This is a genomic window from Cohnella fermenti, assembly GCF_004801405.1.
GTDB classification, from domain to species: Bacteria; Bacillota; Bacilli; order Paenibacillales; family Paenibacillaceae; genus Cohnella; species Cohnella fermenti.
Genome location: NZ_SSOB01000006.1, coordinates 120,368 through 140,022 on the forward strand (window position 1 = coordinate 120,368; position 19,655 = coordinate 140,022).

Annotated in this window: 14 protein-coding genes; 4 read left to right on the forward strand and 10 right to left on the reverse strand. The window is 60.4% G+C overall.

Annotation, left to right across the window (positions count from 1 at the left end; genetic code table 11):
- Positions 1–113: 113 nt before the first annotated feature.
- The 8 genes from E6C55_RS06345 to E6C55_RS06380 all read right to left on the reverse strand — a co-directional run bounded on the left by E6C55_RS06345 (position 114) and on the right by E6C55_RS06380 (position 12,065).
- Entirely contained in the window at positions 114–716 is a 603-nt protein-coding gene (locus tag E6C55_RS06345; protein WP_136368944.1) for a YdeI/OmpD-associated family protein, read from the reverse strand.
- A gap of 18 nt (positions 717–734) precedes the next feature.
- Positions 735–1,145: an NUDIX hydrolase gene (locus E6C55_RS06350; protein ID WP_136368945.1), complete on the reverse strand. Its 411-nt coding sequence runs from the start codon at positions 1,143–1,145 to the stop codon at positions 735–737.
- 152 nt (positions 1,146–1,297) lie between these two features.
- Positions 1,298–3,373 (reverse strand): alpha-L-fucosidase, encoded by a 2,076-nt coding sequence (locus E6C55_RS06355; protein WP_168735488.1) that lies wholly within the window; start codon positions 3,371–3,373, stop codon positions 1,298–1,300.
- A gap of 76 nt (positions 3,374–3,449) precedes the next feature.
- Positions 3,450–6,032 carry a GxGYxYP domain-containing protein gene (locus E6C55_RS06360; protein ID WP_136368947.1) on the reverse strand — a complete coding sequence of 861 codons (2,583 nt, stop codon included), beginning with the start codon at positions 6,030–6,032 and terminating at the stop codon, positions 3,450–3,452.
- Between the two features lie 14 nt (positions 6,033–6,046).
- Positions 6,047–7,357, reverse strand: coding sequence for an alpha-L-fucosidase (locus E6C55_RS06365; RefSeq protein WP_136368948.1), 1,311 nt, complete (start codon positions 7,355–7,357; stop codon positions 6,047–6,049).
- A 972-nt stretch (positions 7,358–8,329) separates the two neighbouring features.
- Positions 8,330–10,009: an extracellular solute-binding protein gene (locus E6C55_RS06370; protein ID WP_168735489.1), complete on the reverse strand. Its 1,680-nt coding sequence runs from the start codon at positions 10,007–10,009 to the stop codon at positions 8,330–8,332.
- A 188-nt stretch (positions 10,010–10,197) separates the two neighbouring features.
- Positions 10,198–11,094 carry a carbohydrate ABC transporter permease gene (locus tag E6C55_RS06375; RefSeq protein ID WP_136368950.1) on the reverse strand — a complete coding sequence of 299 codons (897 nt, stop codon included), beginning with the start codon at positions 11,092–11,094 and terminating at the stop codon, positions 10,198–10,200.
- Between the two features lie 17 nt (positions 11,095–11,111).
- Positions 11,112–12,065 carry an ABC transporter permease gene (locus E6C55_RS06380; RefSeq protein ID WP_136368951.1) on the reverse strand — a complete coding sequence of 318 codons (954 nt, stop codon included), beginning with the start codon at positions 12,063–12,065 and terminating at the stop codon, positions 11,112–11,114.
- A gap of 688 nt (positions 12,066–12,753) precedes the next feature.
- Between E6C55_RS06380 and E6C55_RS06385 the strand changes: the two genes are divergently transcribed.
- Positions 12,754–12,963 carry a hypothetical protein gene (locus E6C55_RS06385; RefSeq protein WP_136368952.1) on the forward strand — a complete coding sequence of 70 codons (210 nt, stop codon included), beginning with the start codon at positions 12,754–12,756 and terminating at the stop codon, positions 12,961–12,963.
- 50 nt (positions 12,964–13,013) lie between these two features.
- Positions 13,014–13,583: a dihydrofolate reductase family protein gene (locus E6C55_RS06390; RefSeq protein ID WP_136368953.1), complete on the forward strand. Its 570-nt coding sequence runs from the start codon at positions 13,014–13,016 to the stop codon at positions 13,581–13,583.
- A 123-nt stretch (positions 13,584–13,706) separates the two neighbouring features.
- Here E6C55_RS06390 and E6C55_RS06395 read toward each other — a convergent pair whose 3' ends face one another.
- Together E6C55_RS06395 and zwf are read right to left on the reverse strand one after the other, a co-directional pair.
- Positions 13,707–16,094 (reverse strand): helix-turn-helix domain-containing protein, encoded by a 2,388-nt coding sequence (locus E6C55_RS06395; protein ID WP_136368954.1) that lies wholly within the window; start codon positions 16,092–16,094, stop codon positions 13,707–13,709.
- Between the two features lie 847 nt (positions 16,095–16,941).
- Complete coding sequence (gene zwf / locus E6C55_RS06400) at positions 16,942–18,495, reverse strand: glucose-6-phosphate dehydrogenase (protein WP_136368955.1); 1,554 nt, start codon at positions 18,493–18,495, stop codon at positions 16,942–16,944.
- Positions 18,496–18,681: 186 nt separating this feature from the next.
- Here zwf and E6C55_RS06405 point away from each other — a divergent pair, with 186 nt between their 5' ends.
- Both E6C55_RS06405 and E6C55_RS06410 read left to right on the forward strand, forming a co-directional pair.
- Positions 18,682–19,056, forward strand: a complete 375-nt coding sequence (locus E6C55_RS06405) for a hypothetical protein (RefSeq protein ID WP_136368956.1) — start codon at positions 18,682–18,684, stop codon at positions 19,054–19,056.
- A 126-nt stretch (positions 19,057–19,182) separates the two neighbouring features.
- A complete protein-coding gene (locus E6C55_RS06410) occupies positions 19,183–19,482 on the forward strand; it encodes a hypothetical protein (protein ID WP_136368957.1) in 300 nt (99 codons plus the stop codon).
- Positions 19,483–19,655 lie beyond the last annotated feature (173 nt).

The following is a 19,655-nucleotide window of genomic DNA, read 5'->3' on the forward strand; positions in this document are numbered from 1 at the left end:
GCCCGCCGCTTAGCCGAACCATACGCCCGATCGAACCGCAGAGCTTGAGCAAGTGCGGACAGGGGCCTCAGCCCTGACCAGACGGTCAGGGCTTCTGTTCGTTCAATGACCGATCACGGAATAAGCTTCTCGCCCCGCTCCAGCATCTCGATGAACTGGCGAATCTTCCGCTCCCTCGTCTCCTGCTTCTTGACGTTCCCGATGCGGAACAGGATCGCGAAGCGGTTCGCCCCGTTTAACGTCTCGAAGAACGCCTTCGCCCGCTCGCTCTTGGCGAGCTCGGCCGCGAAGTCGTCCGGCAGCGTCATGCGGCTCTGCGCCTCATAGGCCCGGTCCCACTCGCCGCCTTGCTTCGCTGCTTCGATCGCTGCCAGTCCCGCTGGACGCATCCGCCCTTCCGCGATCAGGCGCTCCGCCTTCTCCTTGTTCACCTGCGACCAGATGCTCCGCTTCCCGCGCGGCGTGTAGCGCTGCAGCCAGGTTCGGTCGTCGTGCGCTTCCTTCTGGCTGTCGATCCAGCCGTAACACAGGCAGATCTCCAGCGCTTCGTTGTAGGTCAACGTCGCGACGCCCGACCCTTTCTTCGCGTGATGAAGCCGCACACCGGGCGACGAGGCATGCTCCTCCTCCAGCCACCGTTCGAACGACGGCGCGTCTTCGAACAACCGGATCGGCAGTGCCGCCGCCGGCTGCTTCTTCCCCGATGCAGAAGCCATTCGCTTCGCCTCCTCCGGCTAGTCCAGCAGCTCCGGACTCCTTCTCACCTGCTCGAGCATATGCCCGATATTCCCTTCGCCCGCGTACCGCTTCAGATCGAAGAAGTCCCGCTCGAGATCGGACCAATACAGATCGTTCTCGTCGCCGCTCGCCTCGACCTCCCGCCGCAGCCGGCCGACGTACACTTCGACGCAACAATTCTGCAAGTAATACGTGAAGTCCATCAGATGCCGCAGCCGAATATCGTCCCGCCCAATGCCGGTCTCCTCCCGCAGCTCCCGGTAGGCCGCATCGATTCCGGACTCTTCGCTCTCGATCTTGCCGCCGACCAGATTGCTTAATCCCTTGTACGGGTCCTTCCGCCTTCGGCACATTAGCAGCCGCTGCCTGTCGGGGCTGTAGACCATGATGACGTTGTATCCCTGCATAAGCGTTAATCTCCTTGTTGGCGCCCAAGTAACCCTTCCATTATCCCATGGATGCTGTCGCATGGGAAGCGCTCCCCTCCCTCTTCAAGCCCGCGCGAAAAAACCGCCCGCCGGACAACCCGGCGAAGCGGCCCTTCATGTTGCCGATAGAGCTACGAGCGAATGATCAGCGCCCCGTGAATGTCGAGCCTTGCGACGATCGCCTCCAGCCGGCCGTTCGCCCAGCTCCAGGCCGGCTCCTCGCCGTCCGGTTCCCAGGAGACGGAAGCCGGCGGGCTCTCCAGGCGAACGCTCAGCCGGATCGGCCCGATCGGCGGGACATAATCGGCGTAAGCCCGCCGATTCGATACCGGCATGTTCGCCAGGTTGAGCAGATGCACGCACAGCTCGCCGTCCGCGGTGCGGCGAAGCGAGAGATCGACGCAGGACGGCGCGTCGGTGCTCACGGCCGGGTCGGGGAACAGACGCTCCGCCAGCCGGCGAATCCATTCCCGGAGCGACGGGTGATGCGAATGGAAGTAGCGCTCGGCGACGGGGCCGTAGACGGCGGCGATCGCTCCCTTGCCGTAACGGTTCACCGTCGCGGCGATCGCTTCCTCGCGATGGCGCAGATGCTCGGCGGACACTCCTTCGCTTCTCGTATCCAGGTACGAATGGCGGCCGTGGACGCCGTCGCCATGATAGCGGACGGCGACGGCCTCGGCGGTTGTCGTCTCGACGCGCTGCCACAAGCCGGGACAGCCGACCTTGCCGACCTTGCCGACCTTGCCGCCGTTCCCGAGTTTCCCGGCCTCCCAGACATTCCGTTCCTCCCCAGACTTTCCAACCTGCCCGTCCGGCAAGACAAGCTGCGCATTCACGGCCTCCGGCTCGCCAAGCAGCTCCGCCCCGAGCGCTTCGCCGAACAGCCGCGCACAGCGCTCGCCGAGCAGAAGCAGCTTGCCCCCGCCGTCCACATAGGCGAGCACCCGGCGGCTGAACTCGTCGGACAGCGCGTGCGCGTCGGGAATGACCAGAAGCGCGAACTCCTCCAGGCGGTTCTCCAGCATATGCTCGGCCAGGATGTCGACCGAATAATGCGACTCCAGCAGGGCGTGCAGCGCCCCTTCCAGCTCGACAAGCGGCGTGCCCCACCATGTGAACACCCGGTCGGAGCGCTCGAACTGGCTCTCGCTCGAATGCAGCAGCGCCACCTGCGGCACCGAGACGCTGCGATGGGAGAAGCGCTGCCTTGCACGGCAGAAGTCCGCCACCTTGGCGGCGACGTCTTCGATCTGTTCGTTGATGTATCCCGATCGCGTGGGAAGGAAGTACATCATGAAGCCCCCGCCGTGCATCAGCACAACGCCCGCTTCCTGCTTGAGCTGCCACGGCGTCTTCAGCAGCTCCTCCTGCCCGGCGGCATTGTCGAAGCCCCATGCCTGAAGCTCCCAAGGCATGCCGACGTTGCTCAGGTATCGCGTCTCCGTCCGGGCGCGATCCGCCGACAGCATCGGGTCGAAGTCGCCGGAGATATAATCGATGCCGGCGGCGACCGGCTTCGGGCTCATCGTCGTGTACGCCCAGTTGCTGGCGACCTGAAGCGTCGGGAAGGAGCGGTGCAGCTCCTCCGTCCAATGCTTCAGATAAGCCTCGAACGCCGCCCGATGGAAGCTCTTCCACCTTAGCCACCGGGGATCGTCGCGGCTGACGGGCGCATCGTCCCAGCCCGTCTCCGCATGCCAGGCGGACAGGGCGGCGGGGGAATAATCAAGCTTCGCCCCCCAGCATTCGCCGTCCAGCCAGACGCTGTCCAATCCGTAGCGGGCAACGAGCTCCTTAAGCTGCGGGATCATCAGCTCGTCGGCATACGGGCCGAACACGCTTGTCGCTTCGGCATCCGGCCTCCCTCCGGCATCTTGGCTGGCCCATTCGGGATGCCGACGCACCGCGAGATGATCGACCACGCCGGAATAATGAATGCCCATCGCAATGCCGAGCTCCCGGGTCGTCTCGCGCCAGATGGCGAGCGAATCCCGCACGATACCGGGGGCCGCCCAGCCCGTATCGACCGGGCAGCCGACATAGCCGGGATGGCCCTTGCAATCGTAGTGAATGTAATCGGGACGAACGCGCCGCAGCAACTGCCCGACTTGTTCCTTCGTCACGTCCGCCCCCAGGCTGTCGTCTTCTTCCGTCGGATGAAGATCGAAGTGCAGCCCCAGGTAAGCCTCCTTGCGGTCCAGCATCGTATTCCCTCTCTCCTCGGCTTTTTCGCCCATTCTGTGTATTTATGAACTCCTGCGAGCTCCCGCTAAGCAAGCCTTACGGGCGCGACCAGACGACGCCGCTCTCGTGATCGGGATCGGCTCCCTCGTGGACATACACCTTGCCGTCGTCCTCGACCGAGAAGTAGCTCGCCCCGCTGCCTCCGGTGCCGCTCGACCACATATAGCCCTGGTTGTCCGCAGGCCCGGTGCCCTTGTAGACAACGAAGTTGCCGTCGCTCTGCATGATGGCGAAGTAGGAGCCGGTCGTGCCGGTGGCGCCGGATTGCCAGACGACGCCGGTGTTCTGCGCCGGATTCGGCCCGCTGTAGAGCACCAGATTGCCGTCGCTCTGCAGCGTCAGGTTGTAGCCGCCGGACGGGGCGACGAGGAACTGTCCCGAGCCAAGCTGCTTGCCCGCGGTCAGCAGCCAGCGATCCGCCGTCTGGGGAATGTCGCCGTTCACGCCGACGCCGAACAGGCTCGCGCCCCAGCCGTCCGTCGGGCTGGCGTCGCCGAAGCGCACGTAGACCGTCTTGTCCGGGTTGCTCGTCAGATACGAAGAGAGATCCAGATCGAGCGCAACGCGGTTGCTCGCGTCATGAATGTCCGCGGGAGCGACGGCTTCCGTCGTCCAATTCGCCGCATCCGTGGATACCTCCACCTTGTAGTTGTTGGCGATGTCGAGCTTCAAGTCCAGCGATGCGGCGGTGTTCGCCAGATCGAACCGGTACGTCCAGCTCGCCGCCCCGTCCGCCACGCGATGATCGCCGTCCGCGATGAAGCTGCCGTCGTCCGCATACAGATAACCGCTCTCGTCATGCGTGAAGCTGGCCAGGAAGCCGGCTGCGTCGATGTCCGAGAACGTCGCCTCGGCGTATTGCTTGTACAGATCGACCAGTTCGCCGGGCGATACGACAACGAAGCTCGCAGGCAGCGAATCGATATAGTCCGTCAGCAGCTCCGTGTTGACGTATTGCGCCGCCACGCTGAAGAAGGCGGGCCCGCCTCCGTCGTAGTCCTTGATCGCCTGCGCATCCGCGAAGGAATAATTGATGAAGACCGGCTTGCCGAGGTACATAAAGTTGGTCTCCGTCAGATCGGCGACCGACGGCCGCTGCGGATCGGCTCCCCCATAGCCCGCGAACACGCCTTCAACGCTCGGAATGGCGGTATAAGGGATCGCGTCGAACCGGTCGTAATTCATCGTCCGCAGCAGACGATAGCGCATGTAATCCATATAATCGTCCGTCAGGTCGAAGTAATCGTCCCGATAAGCAGCGGACGGAGCGTACTTCAGATAGCCGACACCGGTCACGGGATTGACGTAGGCGTTGTCCCCCCGCTCCTCCTCGTAGAATTGGCCGACGAGAGGGTCGATCTCCTGAATTGTCGAAGCCAGCTCCCATGCGATCGGATACTCCTCGCGGTCGGCCAGTCCGAACCAGTGCGGATACTTATACTGGAGAAAAAGCAGCGTGTCCCCGTCGGTTTCCGTGAAGCTGATGTAGGTTTTCGATGGGTCGTAGGTCAGATTGCGGTTGCTCTCGCTCGCGGAGGGGCGGACGGAGGGCAATCCGCTCGTCCAGCTCAGGTTGAAGCTCTCGCTGGTGACGAGGGAGAACTTGCCCTTGGGATTGAAGTAGCGGCCGAACGCATCTTCGTCCGTCGTTCCTCCCCACACGCCGATCACCGGCGTGTTCGGCCCGCTCCGATCCGCAATCTCGTCGGTCAGCGCCTTCTCGGCCATACTGAGGCCGGTACCCGCCGCCGGATCGCCCTTCAGATTGACGACAAAGATCTTGTTCGCGATCAGATAGTCGAACATGGCGAGGCTGAAGTTCGGGTTGTTCGCCACAATATCCGTCCGCATATCCTCATCCAGGTTGTCCATGGCGTAGTCGTAGCTTTTTTGCCACGTGCTCAGATCCAGCGTCCGGGTGTCGGCCAGCACCGGCAGCGTCACTCCGTAGTCGTCCTCCAGCTCGTCGAGCTGATCCTCCGTCAACGCGATCGCCCCATACTTGGCGCACAGCATGGCCGTTACGTTAAGCTGCGCCACGATCGTCTCCGCAGGCTGGTAGCTCTTGTTCGCCTCCGCATACTGGGAATCGTCGTCCGTCGTGTAGTAGAAGCTGCCGGCGTTCCCGTTCGCTCCCGGGGAGACGTCGAGCATATCCGGATCGTAGAGCACCGCTCCCACCAGCTCCGTCGCGAAGCTCTGAACGAGCTCCAGCGGGTCGGTATGCTGAACCTTCGTGTAGCCCGTCAGCCGGTCGAACCAGAAGTCGCGGCCGACCATCGTCGAATTCGCATCGAAGCCGGGGCCGACGTCATACATGTGCACCGGGTTCTTCAGCACCCAGATGCGCGGCTCCTCCCGGTTGACGATGCCCTGCAGCGACTCGACCGTCAGCAGATCGCCGAGCGTGAACGCGTCGTCCTCCATATCGATGTAATCGATCGTCTGGGACGGCTGCTGCGAAGCGCGCGGATAGACGGCGGCCCCGGCCGGAGCCGCCGCCGCTCCCAGCAGCGCCGCGGCGAAGAGCACCGCCGACAGCCTCCTGAGCGCCCTCGTTCCTCCTCTCGCCCCGCTCCGCTCCGATGTCCCGTTGCCTTCTGCCATCGTTATCATCATTGTGCTCCCCTCTCTTAATCGAATCGGACCACGTAAGCCTGACGGCACGGCAGCCGTTCCGGCGGCACAACCGGCACCTCCAGCGTTACTCCTTCCGCCGCCCCGCGACAGGTCAGCGGCTCGTCGAATCCAAGCATCCGCGCCCGCGTCTTGCCGGCGAGGCCGGGAGCCGTCAGCGTCGTCTCGCGTTCCGGCCAACGCAGGAAGATGGCGTATACGGCATCCCCCTTGACCGTATAGCGAACGCCGGCATCGGAGTCGTGTCGCTCCGGCCAATGGCTTGTTCCATAGATCGCCTCGCCGTTGACCCGCAGCCACTCGCCGAGCTGCGCCAAGCGCTCCTCCATAATGACCGGAATGAGTCCGTCCGCCGTCGGCCCGACATTGAGCAGCAGATTGCCGCCCCGGCTGACCGTGTCGACAAGCAAGTGAATGACATCCCGTTCCGTCATGTAATCGTCCAGCGTCTCGTTGCGGTTGTACCCGAACGAGGTGCCGATGCCCCGGTTCTCCTCCCACTTGCGCTCTCTGCTCATATGAAGCTCTTGCCCGTCCGGCCCGTAGCCGACCTCGCCGTATTCCGTCGTGAAGCAGCCTCCGTGCCGTCCCCGCGTCTCCCGTCCCCAGCGGTCGTTCACGACGATCTCCTCCCCGATGTCCGGGTGCGAGAACAGCCAGCTTAAGAACTCCGTGCTGTGCCACGTCTCGCTCGGGTGCTCCCACTCTCCGTCGGTGAACAGAACGGAAGGCCCATAGGCATCGACCAGTTCCTTCATCTGCGGAATCATATGGGTCGTCGCATACGCTTCGGGATCGCTCAGGTAGAGCGGATTAAACCACTCCAGCAGCGAATAGTACGCCCCCATCCGCAGGCCGCTCTCGCGCACGGCGGCCGCCAGCTCGCCGAACAGGTCGCGGTGCGCGCCGATGTCGACGCTGTTCCAGTTCCAGGCGTGCCGGCTCGGCCACAGGCAGAAGGCATCGTGATGCTTGGCCGTCAGCACGACGTAGCGGGCGCCTGAGCGGCGGAACAGCTCCGCCCACCGCTGCGGGTCGAACAGCTCCGCCCGGAAGCTTGGCGCGAAGTCCTCGTAGGCCGCACGCTCCCCGTACGTTCGCCGGTGGAAGTCGCGGTAAGCGCTTCCCTCCTGCCGCACAGCGCTGCCGTACCATTCGGCATAAGCCTCTCCCGACGTGTTCACGCTCTCTCGCTTCGGCCCCCAGGACGGCACGGAATACGGCCCCCAGTGAATAAAAATGCCGAATTTGACATCGTCGAACCAGGCCGGCACCGATCGTTCGTCCAGCTTGCTCCATGTGTTCATCCGTCTTCTTCCTCTCTCGCTCTATGCTTGCTTGCAACCGCCCCAGACGATCGTTTTATGCTAAAAACCACATACAATTGACGTCTAACCGCCCCGGACGACCGCTTTTATGCTAAAAACCGCATACAATCGGCGCCTAACCGCCCCCGGCGACCGCTTTTATGCTAAAAACCACATACAATAGGCGACCAACCGCCCCAGACGACCGTTTTTATGCTAAAAACCACATACAATCGGCGACCAACCGCCCCAGACGACCGTTTTTATGCTAAAAACCACATACAATCGGCGACTAACCGCCCCAGACGACCGTATTTATGCTAAAAACAACTATGACAACAAGGACAGTTGTCACCCCCTACAATGAAAATTTTTCGTATGAGGCCATTCGCAGTGATGAAAAGCCAACTGCGGAGAGGCAGGAGGAGCGGAGTTAGTAGAGAAACCTGTACAACGGAGCTCCGAAGAGGCGGTTGGAGAGGGAGATGAGAGGAAAACCCGCCTATCGACTGTTCGTTCCACTTGCCATCCCGCCCGGTATCGCCCCCCATGCGTCTATTCCCTCTGGCGGCATTAGGTCTCTTCTCCCTTTCGTTCAGGATAAGGAGGTGGGCTGTCCTAAGACCCAAGGGCATGATCGGCAAGCGGAGGTTCCTGATCCAAGGGGAGAAGAGGCATAAGTGTTAAGAAGGGGGATAGCGCCTTTCTTGTCACCATAATGTGGAAATCAACTCGCCGACTCACCAAAATGCCGACCGCGCCAGCTGGTGCTAGACGGTGGCGAGACTTTTCTGTCTAAATCCGGTACAGACCGCCATTAGCGAGACTTAATTTTCGTATTAAATCACATAAAACCATCGACCAACCGCCCCGGGCGCGATCGCGGAAGGGCGCGGCTTGCGCCCTTCCTTCGACCAACCTCATTGCATCCTTTTCCAAGCCCGCTTAATTCTCTGCGCCAATAACTCCGGCCTACATCTTGCCTTTGTATTGCCGGTCGTACGCCTGCTGCGTCAGCTCGGTCAGGCGGTCGTACCCGATCTTCTTCAGCTCGGTCAGGTACTTGTCCCAGTCCTTGTCCAGATCCATGCTTCCGGTAACGAACTTCGCCACGCTCTCGTCGAGGTACTGAATGACCGCGTTGTTCAGTTCCTCCCACTCGGTCGCCTCGTCCTCCGGCATCATGAAGGTGCCCGGCATCACCTGCTCCGGCCCCTTGCCTTCGTATTTGTTCTTCGTCTCGTCGTACAGAATCTTCTCGGAGTTCCACACTCCGGGAGTGACGACCTGGCCGTTGCGCCATTCGTTCGTCATGAACGTGTTGAGCCCGTTGCCCCATGTGAAGTTGTTCGGCTGCTCCCCGCTCTTAATCACGTTGTACTTGGCCGGGCTGCCGTCCAAGCCGACTTCTCCGTCCTTCGCCTTCACCCAGACGTCGCCCTCTTCCCCGTAGAGGTTGTAGTCCCCGTCGAGGTAGAGCTGGTAGATCGCATCGCCGAAGCGCATCGCCAGCTCCGGATTCTTGGCCGCCTTCGTGATCACGAAGTTGCCGACGCCCATGCCGAAGGCATATTCCTTCGCCAGCGAGACGCCTCCCGGTCCGGTCAGCGGCGGAACCGCAACATAGTCCTCCTTCACCGGATTGGCATCGCTCCAGTCGACCCAGCTCAGGCTCCCGCTCGCGACGGCGCCGACCTTGTTGCCCGCTTCCTCCGTGCCGGTCAGAATCTTGACCTTGTTGTCGTCCTCGAGCAGGAACTCGGGATCGATCAGCCCTTCGGCGTACAGCTTGTGCAGATAGGCGAGCCCTTCCTTCCATTCCGGCTGGACCGGCGCCTGCACGATCACGTCGTCCTGCAGCATCAGCCGGTTGCCGGCCTCGTTGTCGATGAAGGCGTTCATCAGGAAGTAGTCGATGCCGCCCTGCCACGAGCCGCGCGTCAGCGGGATCTCGTCCGCCTTGCCGTTGCCGTTCGGGTCCTGCTCCTTGAACGCTTTGAGCACCTGATAGAACTCATCGGTTGTCGTCGGCATCTCCAGTCCGAGCTTGTCGAGCCAGCTCTGGTTGAGCCACAGCTTGTGGCTGTAGGTGCAGTGGAAGCATTCGTTGATCGAGGGCAGTCCGTAGATGTTGCCGTCCGGAGCCGTGATCGTGCTCTTGATAATCGGATTGTAATCGAACACCTGCTTGGTAGCGGTGCCATACTTGTCGATCAGATCATTCAACGGTAGGAAAAGCCCCTGCGAGCCGTATGCGATCTGCTGAGCGTTGCTGATCCCCCAGGACAGAATGACGTCGGGCAGGTCGCTGTTGCTCGCCAGCAGCAGGTTCAGCTTGTCGCTGTAGTCCTCCATGTTCGCGCGCACCCAATTGATCTTGATGTTTGTCTTCTCCTCGAAGTACTTCGTGAACCAGTTGTCGTCCAGGTCCCCGATCCAACTCGGCGGACTTGCCCACACCGTCAGCGTCTCCTCGTTCTTGACGATCGGGAACGTGCCCGGCTCGTTGAAGTTGTCGGCCGCCGTCGTCGCCCCGGACGATGCGCTTGCCTCCCCGTTCCCGTTAGCCTTGTTGTTGGACCCGTTGCAGCCCGCCAGCAGCATGGCCAGCGCCATCAGTGCCGCCGCGAGCGTCATTAATCTTTTTCTCATCGTCCGAACCCCTCCGTTTAATGGAATTATTCCCGTGTGTGCTCTCCTCATCTTACCTCTTCATGCAGCCAACTTCATGCAGCCAACGCGTATCCCCCGAGCTTCGCGATGCGGGGTAGCCTCACCTCCTTAACGGAATGGAATGCCCGGCGAGCGGCAGGATCGATGCCCGCATCCGGCTCTAGATGCTATCCCTTGATCGAGCCGATCATGATCCCGCGGACGAAGTAGCGCTGCACGAACGGATACAGCAAGATAACCGGCAGGCTGGACACCACGATCAAGGCATACTTCAGTTGCTCGCGCAGGTTCGCCCGCTCCGCCAGCGCCTTCGTGTCCATCGATGACGTCATGCTCGGGTCGATCTGGTTCTGGATCAGGATCGAACGGAGAATCATCTGCAGCGGCATTTTGTCATTGTCCTTCAGGTAGATCAGCGCGTTCTGGATATTGTTCCAGTAGCCGATCGCGTAGAACAGCGCGTTGACCGCCAGAATCGCCCCGGCCAGCGGCAGCGCGATGCGGCGAAGGAACGTGAAGTCGTCGCATCCGTCCAGCTTCGCGGCCTCGAGCAATTCCGGAGGAATGCCCGTCTGGAAGAAGGTGCGGGTGATGATCAGGTTGTACACGGCCAGCGCCGACGGCAGAATGATGGCCCATCTCGTGTCGTACAGCCCCAATTGGTTGACGAGCAGATACGTCGGGATCAACCCTCCGCTGAAGAACATCGTCAGCGTGAACAGGAACAGAATCGGGTTGCGCGCCTTGAAGTCCGGCCGGGAGAGCGGGTACGCGGCCAGCACCGTCAGCGCGACGCTGATCAAGGTCCCTCCGACCGTGTAGATCAGCGTATTGTAGAAGCCTTGCCAGATTCCGGCGTAACGGAACACGGCCGAATAGCCTTGCAGGCTCGGATGAACGGGCCACAGCCACACCTTGCCCGACGTCACCGCCGACGGCGAACTGAAGGACGAACTGACGATGTAGACGATCGGGTAGAGCGTAACGACAAGAGCGACAGACAGCAGAAAATACACGGAGAACGCAAACCAGCGGTCCCCTCCCGTCTCGCGGACGTTGTTCATCGGACCAGCCTCCTTGGCTACCATAGACTCGATTGATTGATGCGCTTGGCGAATTGGTTGGCGGCAATCAGCAGTGCGAAGTTGATCGCCGAATTGAACAGGCCGATGGCGGCCGCATACGAGAAGTTCGGCAGCGATGCCGCGAGACCCGTCTTGTACACGTAAGTCGAGATGACCTCGGAGCGGTCCAGGTTCAGCGAGTTCTGCATCAGGTAGATTTTGTCGAAGAAGCCCAGATTCATGACCTGCCCGATCGCCAGAATGAAGGTGATAACGACGGTCGGCATAATGCCCGGCAGATCGATGTGGCGCACCCGCTGCAGCCTCGACGCCCCATCCATGACCGCCGCCTCGTACAGCGACGTATCGATGGACGACAGCGCGGCGATGTAGATGATCGCGTTGAAGCCCGCCCCCTGCCAGATGTTCGACCACGAGTAGATTGTGCTGAACCATCCCGGCTCCGTCATGAACAGAATCGGATGGCCGCCGAAGAAGACGATGATGCGATTGATAATTCCGTAATCCTGCGTGGACAGGAACTGGTGTAGCATGCCGACGACAACCGTGACCGAGATGAAGTACGGCGCGAAGGTCGACATTTGAACCGCTTTCCGAAAGCGCTTGCTATTTGCATTGTTCAGAAGCAGCGCCAGCAGCACGAAGATCGGGAATCCGGCGAGCAGCGTGTAGAAGCACACTTCTATCGTGTTGAGCACGATGGAGGCCGAATCGTATGCGTGGAAAAACTTGCGGAAGTACTTCAGCCCCGCCCACGGGCTCCCCGTAATGCCGTCGACTGCACGGAAGTTGCGGAACGCGATCTGAACGCCGTACATCGGCACGTACATAAATACGATCAGCCAGATAACAGGAACGGATACCATCGCGTAAAGTTGATAGTTGGTCCGGAGCTCCCTCCATGTCCGGGCGGTCCGCCCGGGCCCGGATGCGGCGCTTGTGTGTCTCATGTTCTTCGATCCTCCTGTCGGTCTTCGGGAACGGCGCTCCCGTTCCGAGCCCAACGTACCACGGCGAACGAAGCCGCCGAAAGTGGATATCGGTCGGACGGCATGACGATATCCCGATTCCGGGCCCGGAATCCGTCCTCCCGGCCGGAATAATGCCCGAATCCGGCCAAGGAACGAAGCAGGAGCCGCCCTCAAGTCGATGACTTGGGGAGCGGCTCCGGTGGATGGGGTCTATGAGATGGCATCTATGAGGCAGCTATATTGTAGTCGAAATTTCAGGCTTATTCGTTCGTTTTTGGTCCAGACTGCGAAATGTAGTCGAAATTTCATGCTTATTCGCTCGATCCGGCCGCAGATCGCAAAATGTAATCGAAATTTCAGGCTTATTCGCTCGTTTTGGGTCCCGGCCGCAAAATGTAGTCGAAATTTCATGCTTATTCGCTCGACCCGGCCGGCGGGGCTAATATGCTAATACGCGAATTGTTGCAACCAATAATCGCGCGGCTGCCGTTATTCACTAAAGGGCAGGCCAAATCTATTATTGGAGTGGTCATTATCGGAGTGGTTCAGATTGCGGAATATCAATGAGTTACTGAGGTTGTTAGGCGAGATGAGGATTTTAATCGATTCGCCAACTACCAATGTCATATAGTCGCAATTCGATTCCGTCGAGAATGTGCTCAAAACATTGGATGAGCTCAAAGATTGGGTCGAACTTGGAGATAATAAAGTAATATCTGAACTTAACATTTTGTTCGCTCCAACGGGCTCATTCCAAGAAATATCCATTGCCAGTGGTTGGGGCGAAAAATTTATTGAGTTAGCTGCTCTATTCGACGAAATTACTAAAAATAAATTCGCATTCCCCTTGAACCTTACGCAACGTAATGATTTATAGTGTATGTATCGGCAGGACAAGATAAATTCGAAATCGGAGGAGAAACGGACATGAGAAAACTCGTATTGTTCATGCATGTGTCGCTGGATGGGTATGCGTCAGACTCGAACGGAGGACTGGATTGGATTCCGTACAACGAGGAATTGGAGAAATACGCCGAGGAGGTCGTGGCCGAAGTCGGATCTCCCGTTTACGGACGTACGACGTATCAGATGATGGAGAGCTACTGGCCCATGGCGCTGGATGATCCCAATGCGTCGAAGCACGATATGGAGCATGCTCAATGGCTGCAGGATGTTAAGAAGATCGTCATCTCCAGCACGATGGACAAGGCCGAATGGAACAATACGATGCTGATCAAGGACAACATCGCAGCGGAGATCAAGGCGCTCAAGGAGCAGCCTGGCCAAAATCTCGTTATCTTCGGCAGCCCGGGAGCTGCGAAAACGCTGCTTGAGCTTGGACTGATCGACGAATTCTTGCTGACGATATGTCCGGTCGTCTTGGGCAGCGGAAAATCGGCATTCGACGGCGGCATCGAGAAAATCAGGCTCAAGCTGCTGACCAGCCGAACGCTCAAGTCGGGCATTATCGCGACCCGCTATGAGTTGGAGAAATAATTGCGCCGTACCAAGTGTTCCACTCGAACGAAGACGTCGGTTCACCAAAACAGCGACAGTCCAGGGCTCTGTCTTCTCTCCCTGACTGTCGCTATTCCTATGGGATATCCCCCGCAGACACCTTCACTCGCCCGGCATGTTCTCGCGGTACACGCTGGGACTGACGGAGAAGCGGCGCTTGAATGCCTTGTAGAACGTATTCGGGTTCGCGTAGCCGCACATGCGGGAGATGTCGCTCACGGAGACGGCGGGGTCCCGCAGCAGCCGTTCCGCCTGCTCCATTCGCTGCAGCTCCAGGTATTGGCTGAAGCCGTGCCCCGTCAGATCCTTGAACAGTTGGGACGCATACTTCTCGGTCATGCCCAGCTCCTCCGAGAACTTGTACAGCGACCAATCGTCCTCCGGGTAATGCTCCTCGACCAGACGCAGCATCCGCTCGGCAAGCGCCTTCTGGCGATCGTTCTTCTGCTCGCCGACCCACGCGCACATCGCGAAGAATAGGGCTTCCGCCCGACCGAACAGTTCGTCGATCGAGAGGTCGCCGCGCAAGCTCTCGATTGACCAATCCGGCCGGTCGCGATCCCGGTCGCGATCCCGGTCGCGGTCCCGGTCGCGGTCCCGATCGCGGTCCCGGTCGCCTCTCGCCGGAATCGCGGCGAGGCTCTTCCTGAGCTTGACGGCCGTCCCCCTCATCTCGAATGCGAGCTGCTCGATCGTGGCGGCGACGGCGCCGCCCGAGGCGAGCTCGACGTTCTTCCTCCGCAACTGGTCGAGGACCGCCTCCGCTTCGGGCCGGTCTCCCGCCTTGACCAGATTGATCAGGCGAGTCTCCACGTCGAGAGGGTAATAATAGTCGTCCTTCTCCCGCTCCAGCTCCACATAGAAGGACACTGTCCCCGGCGGACCGTCGCTCAGCGTATCCAGCGCCCGGGACGCTTCCTCGAACGAACTGCGGATCTGGATCAAGCCCGGACAAGGGCTGCCGATGCCCACCCGGATGTCCATGCCGCAGGAACGCCGCAGCAGCTCCGCCGTCATCTGGACGGCGGCGGCCAGCTCCCCGCGCACGTTCTCCCACGCCAGCCCCTCCGTGCTGAGAAGCACCGCCAGCTTGTCGTGATCGATGCTGTAATCCTTCAGCGGACACGCCAGCTTCTCTGTGAGCAGGTGTCTGACGAGCACCTTCGCCGTATCGAGCCGTTCGAGCAGCCCGTGCGAGACGTCCGCCTCTCCGCCGGCATCGATCGCGATCAGGACCGCCAGACACTCTCCCTCCGGCAGATCGAACCCGATGTACGAACGAACGCTGTCGATCTCCTTCTCCCTGGAGAAGCCTCCGCGCAGCAGCCGTTCGAGGAAGGTCGCCCGGACAAGCTCCTGTTGCTGGGTCAGATCGGCCCGCATCGCCTCGCGGTTGGCCAGCAGTTGCGTAATCGTGCCTTCCAGGAAGCCGTATTCCGACTTGTCCGAAGGAGCAGCTCCCTCCATTCCCTGCTTCAGCTTGCGGATAATCTGCAGGATCGGCCGGCTGCTGCTGTACGAGAAGGCCACGGCGATAAACAGACCGGCCACAATCGCGACAACCATCGTCGTCTGGTACATCGTCTTGATATAGTGCACATTGCGGATGATCGATTCGTATGGCACCGCAGTCACGAACTTCCAGCCGCTCTGCTCGGACACGGCGTACATGACGAGCATCTTCTCGCCCTGCCAGCGGCGCACGACGTAGCCGCGGTCTCCCTCCGGCAAGCGCAGGCTCCCGCTCTCGCTTCCGGGCCGATTGAATTCCGTGACGACAGCACCGTCCGCGTCCTCGACATAGGACCAGCCTTGCCCGTCATCCACGACGGTAGCCAGCAGCTTGCGAACCTCGTCGGCGTCGATGAGCGCGACAAGAGCCCCCTTGTACGTATGCACGGCCCCGATGGGAACGGATTGCACATAGGTGAGCGTCTCCGAGCGGTCCTGGACAAGCTGCACGCCGGTCTCCGGCCAGTATTCGGAATAATGGTACGCGCCCAACAGCCGTTCCCGCCAGCCCTCGTAGTCCACTCCGTCGTACGTAAGCAGCTTGCCGTACAGAATGGACGGGTTCGTCGTCGGCAGAATCGAGGAGATCAGCGTCTCATTGTTTAAGTAGAGGAAGATGTCGCGAATAAGCCGGTTGCTGATCTTGTAGGTGGCCAGGCTGTCGGAGATCTCCTTGATCCGGAACATATCGTCCCCGGAGTAGGGCTGCTTCGCGCTGAGAAAATGTCGGATGCGAGTGTCCAGCGACAGTTGCGTAATCAAGCTCTCGACTTCCTTCAGCCGGGTATCGACGAGCTCCTGGCTCTTCTCCAGCTTCGCAATGCCGGATTCCATCTCTTCTCTCTCCGCATACTGCACAGAACGATGGTAGAGGAACGCTCCCACGCACGACAGAACGAGCAACAGGATCACGTAATGGATAACGAATCTCGCGAAGACGGTCCTGACGCTCGGGAATCGAGCCTTGACCAGACGCATCGGAATGCCCCCTCAACATGTAAGCCTTTTCATCTATATAGGTAAGCTTTATCTTAGTATCCGTCGCCCCTCTTGCCAACCGTTTCGGCACCGCCAAGAGCAAAATTCGGAAAATTTCATTCCGAACCGGACATTTTCCACCTCCGCCTCCTCCCGTTTGATTCCTTTTTCGCTTTTATATGGTTTTTCACATTCATCGGCGCGGAGGGGAGGCAAACGCGAGGCTAATGGCGGTCTGTACCGGATTGAGACCGAAAAGTCCTGCCACCGCCTAGCACCGGCCCAGCGCGGTCGGCATGGCGGCAAGAGGGTTCCATATTATGGATATCACAAAACTTGATCCCCCTGCTAAACCCTTATGCCTCTTCTCCCCTTGGATCAGGAACCTCCGCTTGGCGATCATGCCCTTTGCTCTTGGGTCAGCTTGTCCACCTTGCATCTTCTTATCCTGAACGAAAGGGAGAAGAGACCTAATGCCGCCAGAGGGAATAGGGCGCAGGCGGGAGGGGCGCTGGCGGGATGGCAAGTGGAATGAATAGTCGATAGGCGGGTTTTCCGCTCATCGGCTCCGCTAACCGGCTCGTCGGGGTCGTTGTACACCTCTCCGCTCCCCCCACCCGGCTTCTCCCATCCAGAATTCCCGTCATCCGGCAACATCCAGCGATACCCACCGGACATTCACCGCCATCGCCATTCACCGATGTCCACCGCCCCCGCCGCCATCCCGCGATATTCAGACGAAAAAGAGCCGGCATCCGCCGACTCCTTCGACTCCGAACGATTATCTACCGAACGCTTCGTTTCCGAACGATTCTCTTCCGAATGCGTCCCGCCCCGCGCGTACCCTTCACTTCCCCGCGTTGCTCACCCAGATGACGTTGTCCTCCTCCTGCCCGTTCACCGGCCACCAGAAAAACCCGTCGTCCTCGAGCAGCTTCTCCGCTTCCTTCGGTCCCCACGAGCCGGCGGGATAGAAGCGCAGATCGTCCGTCCCCTTCTTCCATGCCGCGGCGATCGGGTCGACAAGCTTCCAAGCGACCGCCAGCTCGTCCCAGCGGGTGAAGTACGTGTGGTCCCCGCGCGCAGCGTCGTAGATCAGCCGCTCGTACGCTTCCGGCGTGTTGATGCCGATCTGGCAGCTCTGGCAGAACTCCATCGCTACCGGCTGCACCGTCATGTCGTTGCCCGGTTTCTTCGCGTTGATCTTGATGTAGATGCCTTCCATCGGGTTGACGCGGATGACGAGCAGGTTCGGCCGAAGCTCCTGCTTGCGGGCAAACAGAATGCCGCTGGGCACATTCTTGAACTCGACGACGATCTCCGTCGACTTGACCGGCAGCCGCTTCCCCGTGCGCACGTAGAACGGAACGCCGGCCCAGCGGAAGTTGTCCACGAACAGCCGGGCGGCGAAGAACGTCTCGGTCGCCGAGTCCCCCGGCACGGAGTCCTCCTCCCGATAGCCCTTGATCGGCTGTCCGCGCGACGCGCCTTCCGAATACTGAGCCCGGACGACGCGCTCCCCGACCTCCGCCTCCGAGCCGAAGCCGCGGATCGAACGCAGCGCCTTCACCTTCTCGTCGCGGATGTCCTCCGGATCGAGCCGGCTCGGCGGCTCCATCGCGATCATCGTCAGCATCTGCAGCATATGGTTCTGCACCATGTCGCGCAGCGCCCCGGACTTGTTATAGTACGCGCCGCGCTCCTCCACGCCGACCGTCTCGGCCAGCGTAATCTGCACATTCGCGATGTAGTTGCTGTTCCACAGCGGCTCGAAGAACGAATTGGCGAACCGCAGCACCTCGATGTTCTGCACCATCTCCTTGCCGAGATAGTGGTCGATGCGGAACACCTCATTTTCCCGGAATACTTGGCGTATCTCTTCGTTTAAGCTCTCCGCCGAAGGATAATCGTAGCCGAACGGCTTCTCGATAATGAGCCGATGCCACCCCTCGCTGTCCAGCAGGCCGCCGTCGCGAAGGTTCCTCGACACCGTGCCGAACAGCTCCGGCGCCAGCGCCAGGTAGAACAGCCGATTGCCCGGAATGCGGTAGCGGGACTCGAGCTCCTCCGTATTCTCCTTAAGCCGGCGCATCCCCTCCACGCTGCCGATGTCGAGCGACTGGTAGCTGAACCGATCGGCGAACTCCCTCCAGGCTTGTCCCTCTTCGGCCTTGTAGCGGCAGAACTCGCGAATCGATTCCAGCACGTCCTCGCGGAACTGCTCGTGAGTGCGGGGCCGCCGCGCCAAGCCGACCACCGCGAACTTCTCGCCGAGCTTGCCTTCCTTATATAAGCTGTACAGAGCCGGGAACAGCTTCCTGCGCGCCAGGTCGCCCGTCGCTCCGAAGATGAAGAAGACCGCGCCGTCGGCGGCTAAGGCTTCCATGCCCTTGTTCGTCATCGTCCACATCGTTCCTTAGTCTGAGGATTGAATTGCACCTTGAGTTTACCATAATGCCCCAGTCATTGCTATTTGGAACCAGGAACAAGGGCCCGATTGCCGCTGTGAGAATAGGTTCGTGTCCATACGCATCCGCCCCCGGGTGAATATACTGCTTCTGAACAATAAGCGAGGGGGGTGGAAGCGATGTTTGACGATTACATGCCTGCCGACGAGGAACACCTGCTCCAGCTCCGCGGCTTGCCGGTGTGCGTCGTGATGAGCGACGGGACGCGCCACTTCGGCACGCTCACGGGCTGCTCGAAGGATAAGGTTACGCTGAACGGGCAGTTGTTCGACGATTCCGGCGAGGACGCCGAGCCCAGAGCCCGGCCGAAGTCCCGCAGGAACAGCCGTTCCGGCAAACGGGTCCGCGGGGCCTCCAGGCCCCAGACGAAGACGGCCGAAGCCTACTCGGAGCCGGACGTCCCGGAAGCGCCGCTGTGGGCATTCGACGAGCCGATCGTGAGAACGAAGGTCATCCTGCCCCTCGAGCCGATTCAGGCGGTGCTGCTGCTCTGATCGTTCCTCCCCGGCCGGCGCCGCCCCTTCTTTTCCCCCGAATCCAATGATTCATCCCGCACCTTCTGTGGTAAAATATGTTTAACTTCTCTTGCGAAAAATGGACCAAGCAAAGGGGGAACTCGAATGTGGTGGCGCCCGCGGCAAGCGGACCTCCCGATTGATCGGGTCGCTCCGCTCTATTCGGTTTATTCGTTCGTCGAGGAAGATCCGCTTCCGAGCGGGGAGAAGCGTTCGAACAGGGGGAACTCGCGGCGGCAATCCCGTTCGGCGCAATCGCCGTTCCCGGATGCGACGCTCCCGGACTCCGTGCGGCAATCCCTGCTGAACGAGGAAGGGCGGCGGCGATTCGCGATCTATACCTCGTTCCGCCTGAAGCTTTATGCCGATCCGCCGGTCGGAGCGCTCCTCGACACCAGAGCGTAGCCTGCGCCCGGAGCCGCGCACAAGCCGCACACGAGTCGTATAAATGAGAAAGTTTTAATGAGCAAATCTCTCTCCCTCGACGTCTTCGTCGGGGGATTTTCGGTTTTGCGACAAGATTAGCCGGAATCGCGAACGAGGCTTTGACAAGCTTTGCATCCGCCTCGCCTTACAAT